Below are 13,368 nucleotides of genomic sequence, written 5' to 3'. Positions count from 1 at the left end.
GAACGAACCCGCTCGCGCGGGAGGGAAGGCGCGGGCCTTGAGACGTGTGCCTCGTTGACGGCATCGGTGAGGCTTTGATCGATCAGAGGTGACGGGCGGACGAAGACCTCCGAGCATGAAGGGGTCAACCTTCAGCTTGAGAGGAGCATCCGATGACCGTCCCCCATTCACATCCGTCCGGCAGCGCGCTTCGTGAGCGCATGATCGAAGACATGTCCATGCGCGGCTTCACCGAGGACACGCGCCGTGACTATATCCGTTGCGTGAAGGCACTTGCCACCTTCATCGGCCGTTCCCCGGACACGGCGACGGCTGAAGATCTGCGCCGGTTCCAGTTGCACCAAACCCAGATGGGCATGCATCCGCCGAGCATCAACAGTTCGGTCTCGGCGCTGCGCTTCTTCTTCACCGTGACGATCGACCGGCCCGATCTGTCTCGCCGCCTGACCCTGATCCATCAGCCGCGCAAGCTGCCGCTGGTGCTGAGCATCGAGGAAGTGGCGCGGCTGCTCGAAGCCGCACCGGGGCCGAAGTACAAGGCTGCTCTCAGCACGGCCTATGGCGCCGGATTGCGGGTGTCGGAGATCGTGGCGCTCAAGGTGAGCGATATCGACTCGACGCGCATGTTGATCCGCGTCGAGCAAGGCAAGGGGCGCAAGGATCGCCACGCCATGCTGTCGCCGCAACTGCTCGAGTTGCTGCGCGCTTGGTGGCGCGAGGGCAAGCGCCGCGGCGTCATGCTGCCACAGGGCTGGCTGTTTCCGGGCCGCAGCCCGATCACGCCACTCTCCACGCGGCAGATGAACCGCGCCGTCCATACGGCCGCGGAAACCGCCAAGATCAAGAAGCGGGTGACGCCGCACACGCTGCGCCACAGCTTCGCCACACATCTGCTGGAGCAGGACGTCGACATCCGCGTCATCCAGGTCCTGCTCGGCCATGCCAAACTTGATACGACCGCGCTCTATGCCCGCGTCGCCACCAAGACCATCCGCGCCGTGATGAGCCCGCTCGACCGGATCAGCCTTCTGGCAAAGGACGAGACCAGACCGGGCGCGTGACGCGGCGGCGATGAGCCGTCCGCTCCTAGAGGTCGCCGATATCTTCCATCGTCATGGCGCCGCCTGGCGCACGGCCCATGCCGGTCACTTGAGCCTCGGCCAGTTGAAGGTGATGGCGGCGATCGAGAACTGCCGCACCGCAGCCCTCGGCGGTCACGTCGAGGCATGCGAGGACTGCGGCCATAGCCGCATCGCCTACAACAGTTGCCGCAATCGGCACTGCCCCAAGTGCCAGGATGCGGCGGCAAGGGAATGGCTCGCCGCGCGCCAGGCCGATCTGCTGCCCGTCGGCTACTTCCATGTCGTCTTCACACTGCCGGTCGAGATCGCCGACATCGCCTTTCACAACAAGGCGGTCATTTATGGTCTCCTGTTCCATGCCGCCGCGCAGGCCATGCTCACCATCGCGGCCGATCCCAAGCACCTGGGCGCCCACATCGGCATCACCGCCGTGCTGCATACGTGGGGCTCGGCGATGACCCATCATCCGCATGTCCACATGATCGTGCCCGGCGGCGGCATCGCGCTCGATGGTGAGCGATGGGTGTCCTGCCGGCCCGGCTTCCTCCTGCCCGTGCGCGTGCTCTCAAGGCTGTTCCGGCGGCTCTTCCTGGCGAAGCTGACTGAGGCCCATGCCGCCGGCCGGCTGACGTTCTTCGGCGATCATGCTCGCTTCAGCGAGCGCAGCACCTTTGTTAAATTCCTGGTGCCGCTCAGAAGGAAGAATTGGTTCGTCTACGCCAAGTCACCCTTCGCCGGACCCGAGGCCGTTCTGGCGTATCTGTCGCGCTACACCCATCGCGTCGCCATCTCCAATAGCCGGCTGATCGCGCTTGACGAGACCGGCGTGACGTTCCGCGTCAAGGACTACCGCCGCGACGGGCATGAGCGCTACCGGACCATGACGCTCGATCCAGATGAGTTCATCCGCCGCTTTCTGCTCCACGTATTGCCCAAAGGCTTCCACCGCATCCGCCACTATGGACTACTTGCCAGCGCCGGCTGCGCGGAAAATATCGCGCGCGCCCGCATGCTTCTCGCCGCGCTCCAGCCTGAAGTCCGCCGATCCGATGATGCCGACGCCGCTGCCCAGGCCGACTGGCGGCCATCTTGTCCCTGCTGCGGCGGGCGCATGATCATCATCGAGACCATCGAGCGCGGCAACGACGCCCGAGCACCGCCATCCGCCGCCTCAACAAGCGGGGCGCAAACGCCATGACCGCGACTCGCCCGCCACGCACCATTCCTACCCAGGGACCTCATCGTCCCCGGAAGCCTGACTTCGTGCGCCCGCATCAAACGGCGCAACCAAACACACCAGAATCGACCGCCCTGCAACGACCATGCCACAGCATGCGCGGCGGCGACGAGGATGGCACAAACGCCAATAGGATCGTTGCCACCTGTCAGCCGCATCAGATCGGCCGACCAGCACCCAACGCAAACCACAAATCCCCATAGACCGGAAAACTGCCCTCTCCATCCCGCGGGTTCTTTCTCTGGAGGCTTTCGGACGCCGGCCCGGCGCCAGGCCAACACGTGGATAGCCGGCATCCGAAACCCTTCACANTGCCCTCTCCATCCCGCGGGTTCTTTCTCTGGAGGCTTTCGGACGCCGGCCCGGCGCCAGGCCAACACGTGGATAGCCGGCATCCGAAACCCTTCACACCAGCAGACATTCAGGTCCTCGCTTATCTTCGACTGGCTCGGGCCGGAAGTGGACGCACTGCTTCCAGCGGTAATCGATGGCAGACATTCCCGCGCAGAAGCGAAGTCCTTGGCTGATCCCTGGAGACCATTGCCTTCGCCCAGTCGGAACGTCGCCAAGGGGCGAGACGTGACACTGGTGGTGGCGGCGCAAAACAGCGGCTGACAATCTGTCGGCCTCTGATCCCGGCCCTGACCGTCAGGAACTTCTTGACCATGCCGAAGGCGGTCACGAATGCCCCGCGATATGGTCGACAAGGCGAGGCGCTTCCTCGGCGATCGCCAGGATGATGCCTGACTTGCGTGTGGAGGCGAGTCCAGCCCTGCGAAATAGAGGCCCGGCAGGGCGGCCACGCCATCCTCATGAACAGGCTGTCCCGCGCTGTCGAGCACACCGGGAAGCCTCATCCAGCTGAAATCGCCCTTGAACCCGGTGCACCACACCACGCTCGCTATGCCGGAGCGGGAGAGATCGAGCGAACCGATCGGCGGGTTCTGTCGACGCAGCGCGACCGTCTCCGCCGGGTCGGGCTCGGCAGGGGGCGCATCGATCCCGGCGCGGCTGATATAGTCGTCGACATGGCGTTTGACAGTGTCGGAGGCTTCATCCGCAAAGCGGACATTCGCTTCGAGATCGTCGGCAAACGAGAGGTTGCCGCCATCCTCGATGCCGGTGAGACGCCCAAGAAGCGCGACACCTTGGGCGCTCAGCGCCTGAAGGCTTATCGTATGCACCGAGCCGAGCACACCGCGCGGCGGGATGCGTCCCGCAAGTCGAATGACCTCCTCTCGCCGCACGTCGAGAAACCCGCTTTCGAGCAGCCAGACCATGATGTCGCGACCCCGGTAGCGCCGCGGGAGCCGCCCGACACGACTGGTCGCAAGGAAGACCTTTCGGCCCGCTTCCGCCAATTCCTCGGCGATCTGAGCACCCGATTGGCCGCTTCCGACCACCAGTACCGATCCATCTGGCAAATCAGCAGTGCTGCGGTAGCCGGAAGCGTCGATCTGATGGAGAGCCGGCGACAACGCGGGCGCCCAGACCGGGCGCACCGGGCAATTCAAGCAGCCGCTTGCGACGATAACGTTGTGCGCCCAAAGCGTGCCGTGTGAAGTGGTGAGCCGATAGGCGCCATTCTCGTGCGCGAGTTCGCTTACCGCGGTATCCGGTTCGATCGGCAGCGTGTTGCGCCGGGCGAAATCCTCAAGCAGAGCGACGAACTGCTCGCCCGTCATGGCACCATCCGGATCCGGACCGTCATAGCAGTCGCCCGGCATGACGGTCTGCACATTGGGAGTATTCATCCGAAAGCAGTCCCATCGCTGTGTGCGCCAGGTCTCTCCGATGCGGCCCCGCTCCAAGACACTGTGGCGCAGGCCCCGTCGTGCCAGCCAATAGCTGACACCCAGGCCGGCCCAGCCGGCCCCGATGACGACAGCATCGAGAACATCGCCGTCATCAGTCATCTGCTGCGGTGATCCCATAATCGCCCCCGGCAATCCCGCCATCCCCGCGCAGCATTAAGCCCTGTCGACGGCAACGAGTCCAGCACCGCCGATTTCCGCGCGGCTGGCCGTTCGCATTCCGGTTCGCGGCCCTCTCGCCAGACCGCAAGGCGATCCCGCCTGATGCGAAGCAGATCGCTTCGTCGCTGGTGCGGTGACTGTGAAAGAGCTCCCGTCGATCTCCGGTGCGTGACAGGACTCCCCTTACGCGAACCGGGCCGCTGTTCTCGCGCGCGCCCTTGCCGCGACTTCCTCGCGATCGCGAGGGGGTTGAGAAGTCTCCAGCGAATCCAGCAGCTCGCGGGCGCATGCCGCGACTGAATTGACCGCGCGCTCGAACGCAGCCTCATTGCGTTTCGATGGTTTGTTCGTGCCGCTCACCTTGCGCACGAACTGTAGCGCGGCGTCACGAATCTCCTCGTTCGTCGCAGGCGGATCAAAATTGAACAAGGGTTTGATATTCCGGCACATGACTTGCTCCCGGGCGTGTCACTGACAGGAGGGTGGCGAAGCATACGAAAATAGTCGCGTGAGCGCCAATTGCAACGGACGGGCCAAGCCGGGCCGCGTGGGAACGCTGCGCACTGCATGCCCGGAAAACGAGCGTGATCTTGGCTGACGGTTGCAATCGCGCCATGAGCCGGATCAGTTGAAAAGGGTTGAAACGCTTTGCTCCCTGGCGGTGCGAGCGAGGGCTTCGCCGATCAGCGGCGCAATTGTGACGCGTCGGATATTGGCGGTCTGGCGGTGAGCTTCGGTTTCCTGAATGGAATCGGTCACGACCAATTCCTTGAGGTTGCTGGCGCCAATGCGTTCACAGGCGCCTTCGGAAAGCACACCATGGGTGATGTAGGCAGAAACCTCCTTGGCACCAGCCTCCAGCAGGGCTTCCGCCGCATTGATCAGCGTGCCGCCGCTATCTGCGATGTCGTCGATCAGAAGACAACTTTGCCCGGACACATCGCCAATGATGCCCATCACTTCCGAGACACCGGCGCGGGGTCGCCGTTTATCGACAATGGCAAGATCGGCACCAATGCGCTTGGCGATGGCGCGAGCCCGCGCCACGCCGCCCACGTCGGGCGAAACGATCGTCAAGTTCTTGGTGTCGTAGTGCTTTTCAATATCGCGGGTCATCACCGGCGCTGAATAAAGATTATCGGTCGGTATATCGAAAAAGCCCTGAATCTGGTCGGTATGGAGATCGACGGTGATGACGCGGTTAACACCTGCACCGGCAATCATATTGGCGACCAGCTTGGCCGAGATCGGAGTGCGGCCGGTGGCGCGGCGATCCTGGCGAGCATAGCCGAAATACGGGATCACGGCCGTGATCCGGCGGGCAGACGAGCGGCGCAGTGCATCGGTCAGGATCAGCAACTCCATCAGATTGCCGTCGGCGGGGGCGCTCGTTGACTGGAGAATGTACACGTCCTCGCCGCGCACATTCTCATGGATTTGAACGTAGATTTCCTGGTCGGCGAAACGCTTGACCGTACAGTCTATGAGGGGAAGTTCCAGGTGGCTGGCAATAGCCTGGGCCAGGGCGCGGTTCGAGTTACCGGTCACCAGCTTCATCAGCGCGATCCTGTTTCAAGGGGCCTTCGAGAGGAAAAGACCTTCCAGTTTCGCGGGGCACCTTCAGAGCCTTCCCCCAGACTCGCAACACGGCACCTCGCATTGCTTGCGCAATAGGGCGAAAACGTCGGGAGAAATCAAGATTTATCTGCCGCAGAGGCCTGTGCTTCGAGACTGATTTTTGCGGCAGCCCAATGACCGGTTTGGGCTCCACAAGCGGTCGTCAGCATCTCGGTCGATTACCTATCTGCTCAAGCTCAAGGACGTTTCCCTCCGGATCGCGCGCATAAGCAATAAGAAATGGCTTATCCGGCGTCCCAAAGTCCGTGATTTCGCCGATCTGCGCCCCGCCGGCTTGGATGATTTCCGCGAGCACCACGCTGATATCTTCCATCTGGAATGACAGGTGCCCGAAACCGGGCTCATTCACCCTTGGCTGGTCTCGATCATGAGTGACCTTGTGCTCATGTATCTCCAAGAATGGGCGTTCGAGTTCGGGGAATGTCAGCCAGATCGTATATATCTCAGAGTTCGAAATACCATTGCCGCGCGACACTTTTTCCCCGGACACCATCTTGGGTTCACGAAGGGATTCGCATTTCATGACATTCATGTAGAACGCTGCGAGCACTTCCGCATTTCGGGCTACCAAGTTGATGTGGGCAAGTTTCATGACGGTCGATATCCTCGGCTATGAGGCAACCATATTCATTGGTCGGGAACAACGAAAGAAGTCTCCTTCAGGCCGTCAACGGTCATTGGAGGCATTTGCCAGGCAGGACCGCATTCATGCGCCTGGGGCTCGGCGTTTGTACCCCTGATCCGCCTGCCGGCATCTTCTACAACGAGTGTGGCGAGCTTGTCGCCAGATCCTCGCAACCTGAGCGCAGAGGACAGCCGCGTCCCCTCTTCCCGCCTGAGGCCAGCGCAAATCTCGCAAGGCTTTTGAAGCGCGCCCGCGCCTCAGGCGCCGGTGCGCCGGTGGGCTGGAATGACGCCGCCAAGGATGCCGCGCACCAGAATGCGTACCGCCTGCGCCCGGCCAGCATCATCCGCTGAACGCTCCAGAAGCTGAACCAGCGATAGCCCCTCCAAACCGGCGAGCAAGGCTTGCGCGTGGACGCGCGCCCCGCCCTCGCTCACGCCATCGCCACCCAACCGCTGCAAAACTGCCGCGAGCGCCTCGGTCCCCCGCGCCAGCCGGGCGGAGAAGATCGCTGCAATCCGCTCGCTGCGGTGGCTGGCGCCGACGATCTCGAGCCAGGCCGCCGCCTCGCCGGCGTTCCAATCCCGCATCTGACGGTCTCGGGGCTGAAGGGGTAACACCAGGGGCATCCTGGTTGCGGGGAGCACTCCGCCTCCCCGCAGCCAAAACATTACAATAATATAATGATCTCAATGCTTCCCGCTCCGGCCGTTTGTGCCTATTTGCTGCTAGGATGAATCGCGCCTGGAACGATGGCGCTGGCAAGGCCAGGTATGGGGCCGGGTATGGGCATGAACAAGACAGGCAAGACGGCACGCACCGAGACCACCGCACGCGAGGAAGCGACGCCCAACGTCACCTTCATTCCCGGTGCCACCCCCATCCGGCGCAAGCGACGCACGCGCACCTGGCTGTGGATCCCCGTCGTCCTCGCCGTCCTCGGCGCCGGCTATTATGGCTGGACGCGCTATGCGACCAATCCGACCGGGGCTGCCATGGTCACCCAGGCCGTTATGCGCGGCGACATCGAAAACAGCGTCACCGCCGTCGGCACACTTGATGCGGTCAAATCGGTCGATGCCGGCGCCCAGGTCTCCGGCCAGTTGAAGGCCCTGCATTTCGATATCGGCGACAAGGTCGAGCAGAACCAGCTCGTTGCCGAAATCGACCCCGCCACCATCGAAAACCGGATCGAGATCGACCAGGCCGAGCTTGCCAATCTCCAGGCGCAGCTCGTGTCGAAGAAGGCCCAGCTCGTGTTGAAACAGGCCAATATCGATCGCCAGCGCAATCTGGTCGCCGCCAACAGCATCGCCCAGTCGACGCTCGACCAGGCAATCGCCGATCTTGCCGCCGCCGAGGCCGACGTCAACGCCATCGAAGCGCAGATCCGCAAGCAGCAGGCGACCCTTGCCGGCGACAAGGTCGATCTCGGCTACACCAAGATCTTCGCGCCGATGGGCGGCACCATCGTCGCCAACCCGGCCAAGGAAGGCCAGACGCTGAACGCCAACCAGACGACGCCGACCATCGTCACCATTGCCGATCTCTCGACCATGACCGTCAAGGCGCAGGTGTCTGAGGCCGATGTCGGCAAGCTCAAGGTCGGCATGGACGCCTATTTCACCCTGCTCGGCCAGCCGGGAAAACGCTTCGAAGGCAAGCTGCGCCAGATCCAGCCGATGCCGGACACGGCAAACAACGTCGTGCTTTATTACGCCCTGTTCGACGTTCCCAATCCTGATGGCGAGTTGATGATGTCGATGAGCGCCCAGGTGTTCTTCGTTCAGTCATCAGCCAAGGACGTGCTGATCGTGCCGAGTGCTGCGCTGCGCATGACCGGCGAGAAGGATGGCGGCCAAGCGGCCGGCAAGCGTGGCGGCAATGCGAACGCCGCCGGTGGCAAGGCAGGCGCTGCCGGCGGCAGCGCCGAGCTCACCGTGGTCACACCCTCGGGCGCGCCCGAAACCCGCGCCGTCGACGTCGGCATCCGCAACCGCGTCAACGCCGAGATCACGAGCGGCCTCAATGAAGGCGACACCGTCGTCGTCGCCACCGGCACCGATACCCCGGCGGCGAGCACCCGTGGCAGCCAGCGCGGCATGCGCATGCCGCCGATGTTCTGAGACCGGCCATGACCCCGCTCCTCTCGCTCCGGCACGTCAGCAAGACCTATTTCAACGGCGATCTCGCCGTCGAGGTGCTGCATGGCGTCTCGCTCGACATCGAGGCCGGCGAGTTCGTCGCGATCATCGGCCAGTCCGGCTCGGGCAAGTCGACGCTGATGAACATTCTCGGCTGCCTCGACCAGCCGACCGAGGGCGACTATCTCATCGACGGCGAGCGGGTGTCGGGCTTCGACACCGACGAACTGGCGGCGCTCAGGCGGCGCACCTTCGGCTTCGTCTTCCAGAGCTACAATCTCATCCCCACCGCAAGCGCACAGGAAAACGTCGAGGTGCCGGCCGTCTATGCCGGCATGTCGGCACGAGACCGTCACGATCGCGCAGGCGCCCTGCTGCATCAGCTGAAGCTCGGCGAGCGGCTCGACCACCGCCCAAACCAGCTTTCCGGCGGCCAGCAGCAGCGGGTATCGATCGCCCGCGCGCTGATGAACGGCGGCCGCGTGGTGCTGGCGGACGAACCGACCGGCGCGCTCGACAGCCAGAGCGGCTCCGACGTCATGGCGCTCTTGCGCGACATGAACGACAATGGCCATACGGTCATCGTCATCACCCACTCACGCGAGGTCGCCGAACAGGCCGACCGGCTGATCGAGATCCATGACGGCCGCATCGTCGCCGACCGCACCAAGAAGAGCCGCAGCAATCCGGACGCAGCCCATGCGCTCAGCCGGACGGTGAGCGAGGGCTCGGCTGCGATCGCCGACGTCACCGAAGCGGTGAAGATGGCGTTCCGGGCGTTGCGCGCCAATCTCTTCCGCACCATCCTCACTTTGCTCGGCATCGTCATCGGCGTCGGCTCGGTCGTCGCCATGCTGGCGATCGGCACCGGCGCGCAGGATTCCGTGCTCAGCCGCATTTCCTCCATGGGCTCCGACCTCCTGGTGGTCAGGCCGAGCATGGCCAATTTCCGCGGCAGCGCCGGCGGCAGCAATGTCACCCTTGTTCCTGCCGATGCCGACGCCATCCTCGAGGTACCGAATGTCGCCTTCGCCGTGCCCGAGTTGACCAGCACCGTCACGGTCCGGCGCGGCAATGTCGACTACCAGACCAGTGCCAACGGCACGGTGCCGCAGTTCACCACCGCCAAATCCTGGAAGATACAGCAGGGCGAATTCCTCACCCAGGACGACATGGACACCTATGGGCCGGTGGCGGTCCTCGGTCAGACCGTGGTCAAGACGCTGTTTCCTGAAGGAGACAATCCGCTCGGGCAGTATGTGCTCGTCAACAAGATCCCCTTCCAGGTCATCGGCGTGATGGCGGAAATGGGCGCCACCTCCTTCGGCAACGACCAGGACGACGTCGTGCTCGTGCCGCTGACGACGGGCAGCATGCGCCTCTTCGGCCAGCGCAACGTGCGCACCATCACCGTGCAGGTGAAGGACGCGGCCGCCATCGACATCACGCAGCAGACCATCCAGGCGCTTCTCAACCAGCGGCACAAGCGCGAGGACACCCAGATCACCAACATGTCGTCGGTGCGCGAAGCCTTCACCGAAACCTCCAATACGATGAAGCTGTTTCTCGGCTCGGTCGCCGCCATCTCGCTGCTCGTCGGCGGCATCGGCGTGATGAATATCATGCTGGTCTCGGTCAGCGAGCGCACCCGCGAAATCGGCGTGCGCATGGCAACCGGCGCGCGCCAGCGTGACATCCTCCTGCAGTTCATCATCGAGGCGCTGGTCGTCTCGGCGATCGGCGGCACGCTCGGCGTCGTCCTCGGTCTCGGCACCGGAGCGCTCGCCGGCCAGTTCGGCATGCCCGTTTCGTTCACGCTCGGCCCCGTCGCACTCGCCTTCGCCTGCGCCTTTTTGACTGGCCTCGTCTTCGGCTTCCTCCCCGCCCGCAATGCTTCCCGCCTGCAGCCGGCGGTGGCACTCAGTGCCGATTGAGGCAAGCGGAGATTTTTCAACGAAATCCGCCCATTGCCGACACTCTTGTGTCATGCAACAACAACGCGAAATCCCTTATCAGGCGCATTTAGCACTCGGCATGCAACGCAAGAAACCGCTTTATCGCAAGGTGAACACCCGAACGCACGGTGTGCGGCACGGTGACGGCGGCGAGTGGCGAGAGTCACGAGGCACAAAGGCCGTCAAACTGGATCTGTCTCATAACGGCTCGATGCACTCTCACCACCGGCATGGATTGGACTACACACCGCTGTTCCGGTTTCTCCTTTCACGCGTTGGCAACGATTGGAACGAAACCTACAGCGAAGCCGTCGCTCGGATTGATCGCTCTGATCCCATCTTTTGGCTGGTCGCCCGAAGCGAAGATGAACGACAGCCGTATGTGCGCCTCGGCGAGAGCTCATACTACAGCGGCCTATATGTTGATGAGAACAAGCACCTGGCATTGGTGGACCCGACGCTCACCGTCGACAATATGAAGCCCACTTGCAGATGCTGTACACACACTTTCAACGGGGAACGCTTCACACAGCCGTATGACGAGAGTTGAAGCGGCATCATGTAGCCACCGAGACTTTGCCAATCTTTGCATTCTGACCGGATCGCTTGACAAACCAAGAGGATTACTTGCTCAACCTCATATTCTACAGCGACCAGCTTTTCCCCGAATGTTCGGCAATCGACCTCCGGCTCGTGGACTTGCTGAAGGCCCGCGGCGGCGGAAACCGCATCGCCTATGTCGCCTCCGGCCCGGAACCGGACCGCAGCTTCTTTCTGGCCGGCCAATCCTATTATGGCAGACACGATCTCGATCTCGCGCTGTTCTACGATCTCGACGAGCCGCATCCCGCCGAAGATATCGCCGGGCTCTTCGCCTCAGACGCCATTCACCTCGCGGGCGGCCACACCGGTGAATTTCTGCAACGGCTGAAACGAAGCGGGATGCTCGGGCCGCTCCGCAATTGGGCGCCCTCCGGCGGCATCCTCATCGGCGTCAGCGCCGGCGCCATTCTCATGGGCCCGACGATCGCCACCGACGCGCTCTTCATCGGCCGCAGACCGGAGGAGATAACGGACGGCAATGCCCTCGACCTCATGCCATTCGAGTTCTTCCCGCATCTTAGTGACGAGGACACCTACCTGCCCGACCTGCTGCGTTACAGCACCGGCACGGCGAGGCCGATCGTAGCATGCAACGATGGCGACGGTGTCGTTGTTGCGGGTGGAAAGATTGAGTGCGTGGGAAATCCGCTGTGGATCTCCGGTGGCGCCGTACGCGCGCCAGGCGAAATCGAGCTTGGCGGCTTTTCGATAGCGTAGCCCTCAGTTCGCGGCACTCGCGCTGGCGCTACGGCATGCCGCGCAAAACTGAACAGCGAAAAAACAAGAGCCGCGAGCGCGGCAAGAAGATCCTGAGATCGCGGCGCGTTTTCGCGCCGACGAGGCCGTCGCAGATGCCTTTCGTCGTCTACATCGCCCCCGCACGCGCGGCTTCGGAATATCGCGCAGTCGCTGCGGTTCCTCGCGACGACGCCGGCGCGCTTTCGGTGCGCCTTCCCTGCCACGCTTCGGCAGGTGTGACGCCGATGTCGTCCAGACGCTCCGCGTCCAGTTCGCGCAGATTTTGCAACTGCCAGAGCCGCGAGCGCGGCGAAGCGGCGAGAAAGAGGCCAAGTTCCCTGAGCATGTCGAACACCCATGTTTTGCTGCTGATCATGCTCGCATTGTGCAAGGCATCGATCTATAAATGAAGCTTGGATGTTCTATGCAATGCATAAGGATTTCTTTGGTATGGCAACCCTCAACCTGGACTACCTCAAAACCTTCGCGCTGGTCGCCGAACTCGGCAGCTTCTCCGCCGCCGCGGAGCGCCTGGGGCTGACGCAGCCGGCCATCAGCCTGCAGGTGCGCGCGCTGGAAAAGCAGCTCGGCGTGCGCCTCGTCGAGCGCGTCGGCCGCACTGCAAGGCCAAGTGCCGCCGGCGCCGAACTGCTTGCGCATGTTGGCCGCATCGAGGCCGCGACAAACGAGGCTGTCGACGCGGTGGCACGCCACTCCAAGGGCGTTCTCGGCCGCGTGCGGCTCGGCACCGGCGCCACCCCTTGCGCCTTCATGCTGCCGCCGCTTCTCGCCGATCTCAATTGCCGCTTTCCCGATCTCGACATCACCGTGGCGACGGGCAACAGCGCCGACATTGTCAGGGCTGTCGACGACAATCTGCTCGACATCGGGCTGGTCAGCCTCCCCGTCTCCGGCCGCATGTTCGAAGTCACCCCGCTTTTCGACGAGCGCTTCGTCGCCATCGCTCCGGCGGAGACCTCGCTCCCCGACACCGTGACGGCGGAGACATTGGCGCAACGACCGTTGATCCTTTACGAGCCGGGCGCCAACACCCGCCGGCTCACCGATGAATGGCTGGCGGCAGACGGCGGCACCGCCGTCAAACCGGTGATGGCGCTTGGCAGCGTCGCCGCGATCAAGGAGATGGTCGCCGTCGGCCTCGGCGCGGCGCTCGTTCCGGAGATCGCCTTGCGCGCGCATGATCGCGAACGGCTGGTCGTGCGACCGCTGTCGCCGCCACTCTCGCGCCGCTTCGCCCTCGTGCTGCGCCGCGACAAACGGCTTGATCGAGCCCTGCGCGAAACGCTGGCTGCCTTGAAGACGCTGGCGGCGCTGGAGCCGGAGCCCCTGATATAGGCTGCAAGGTTGCG

At 63.4% G+C, this 13,368-nt stretch carries 13 protein-coding genes; 7 read left to right on the top strand and 6 right to left on the bottom strand.

The window, feature by feature from the left end; translation table 11 throughout:
* The first annotated feature begins 152 nt into the window (after positions 1 to 152).
* Both ASD00_RS32905 and ASD00_RS32900 read left to right on the top strand, forming a co-directional pair.
* A complete protein-coding gene (locus tag ASD00_RS32905) occupies positions 153 to 1,061 on the top strand; it encodes a tyrosine-type recombinase/integrase (RefSeq protein ID WP_057211165.1) in 909 nt (302 codons plus the stop codon).
* Between the two features lie 10 nt (positions 1,062 to 1,071).
* Positions 1,072 to 2,280, top strand: coding sequence for an IS91 family transposase (locus ASD00_RS32900; RefSeq protein WP_057211164.1), 1,209 nt, complete (start codon positions 1,072 to 1,074; stop codon positions 2,278 to 2,280).
* A 351-nt stretch (positions 2,281 to 2,631) separates the two neighbouring features.
* On the opposite strand, the gene ASD00_RS39530 is transcribed toward ASD00_RS32900, so the two are convergent.
* From ASD00_RS39530 to ASD00_RS32870, 5 genes are all read right to left on the bottom strand, one after another.
* Positions 2,632 to 4,235, bottom strand: a 1,604-nt coding sequence (locus tag ASD00_RS39530; protein WP_348272082.1) for an NAD(P)/FAD-dependent oxidoreductase, incomplete at its 3' end; no start/stop codon positions are given.
* 243 nt (positions 4,236 to 4,478) lie between these two features.
* Entirely contained in the window at positions 4,479 to 4,745 is a 267-nt protein-coding gene (locus tag ASD00_RS32885; RefSeq protein WP_025427594.1) for a DUF2277 domain-containing protein, read from the bottom strand.
* A 174-nt stretch (positions 4,746 to 4,919) separates the two neighbouring features.
* Positions 4,920 to 5,852, bottom strand: a complete 933-nt coding sequence (locus tag ASD00_RS32880; protein WP_025427595.1) for a ribose-phosphate pyrophosphokinase — start codon at positions 5,850 to 5,852, stop codon at positions 4,920 to 4,922.
* Between the two features lie 223 nt (positions 5,853 to 6,075).
* Positions 6,076 to 6,525, bottom strand: a complete 450-nt coding sequence (locus ASD00_RS32875) for a VOC family protein (RefSeq protein WP_057211159.1) — start codon at positions 6,523 to 6,525, stop codon at positions 6,076 to 6,078.
* A 290-nt stretch (positions 6,526 to 6,815) separates the two neighbouring features.
* Complete coding sequence (locus ASD00_RS32870) at positions 6,816 to 7,148, bottom strand: TetR family transcriptional regulator C-terminal domain-containing protein (protein ID WP_025427597.1); 333 nt, start codon at positions 7,146 to 7,148, stop codon at positions 6,816 to 6,818.
* A gap of 201 nt (positions 7,149 to 7,349) precedes the next feature.
* On the opposite strand from ASD00_RS32870, the gene ASD00_RS32865 reads away from it, so the two are divergent.
* From ASD00_RS32865 to ASD00_RS32850, 4 genes are all read left to right on the top strand, one after another.
* Positions 7,350 to 8,684, top strand: coding sequence for an efflux RND transporter periplasmic adaptor subunit (locus ASD00_RS32865; protein ID WP_025427598.1), 1,335 nt, complete (start codon positions 7,350 to 7,352; stop codon positions 8,682 to 8,684).
* A gap of 8 nt (positions 8,685 to 8,692) precedes the next feature.
* Complete coding sequence (locus tag ASD00_RS32860) at positions 8,693 to 10,636, top strand: MacB family efflux pump subunit (protein WP_057211157.1); 1,944 nt, start codon at positions 8,693 to 8,695, stop codon at positions 10,634 to 10,636.
* Between the two features lie 52 nt (positions 10,637 to 10,688).
* Complete coding sequence (locus ASD00_RS32855) at positions 10,689 to 11,207, top strand: hypothetical protein (protein ID WP_225906317.1); 519 nt, start codon at positions 10,689 to 10,691, stop codon at positions 11,205 to 11,207.
* Between the two features lie 77 nt (positions 11,208 to 11,284).
* A complete protein-coding gene (locus tag ASD00_RS32850) occupies positions 11,285 to 11,977 on the top strand; it encodes a Type 1 glutamine amidotransferase-like domain-containing protein (RefSeq protein WP_207207599.1) in 693 nt (230 codons plus the stop codon).
* 148 nt (positions 11,978 to 12,125) lie between these two features.
* Here ASD00_RS32850 and ASD00_RS40580 read toward each other — a convergent pair whose 3' ends face one another.
* Positions 12,126 to 12,374, bottom strand: a complete 249-nt coding sequence (locus ASD00_RS40580) for a DUF1127 domain-containing protein (protein WP_128090489.1) — start codon at positions 12,372 to 12,374, stop codon at positions 12,126 to 12,128.
* A gap of 74 nt (positions 12,375 to 12,448) precedes the next feature.
* Here ASD00_RS40580 and ASD00_RS32840 point away from each other — a divergent pair, with 74 nt between their 5' ends.
* Positions 12,449 to 13,354, top strand: a complete 906-nt coding sequence (locus ASD00_RS32840) for a LysR family transcriptional regulator (protein WP_025427603.1) — start codon at positions 12,449 to 12,451, stop codon at positions 13,352 to 13,354.
* Positions 13,355 to 13,368: the final 14 nt, after the last annotated feature.

The sequence above is a fragment of the Ensifer sp. Root31 genome, assembly GCF_001424825.1.
Classification (GTDB): domain Bacteria; phylum Pseudomonadota; class Alphaproteobacteria; order Rhizobiales; family Rhizobiaceae; genus Ensifer; species Ensifer canadensis.
This window is presented reverse-complemented; position numbering and strand designations above follow the sequence as displayed.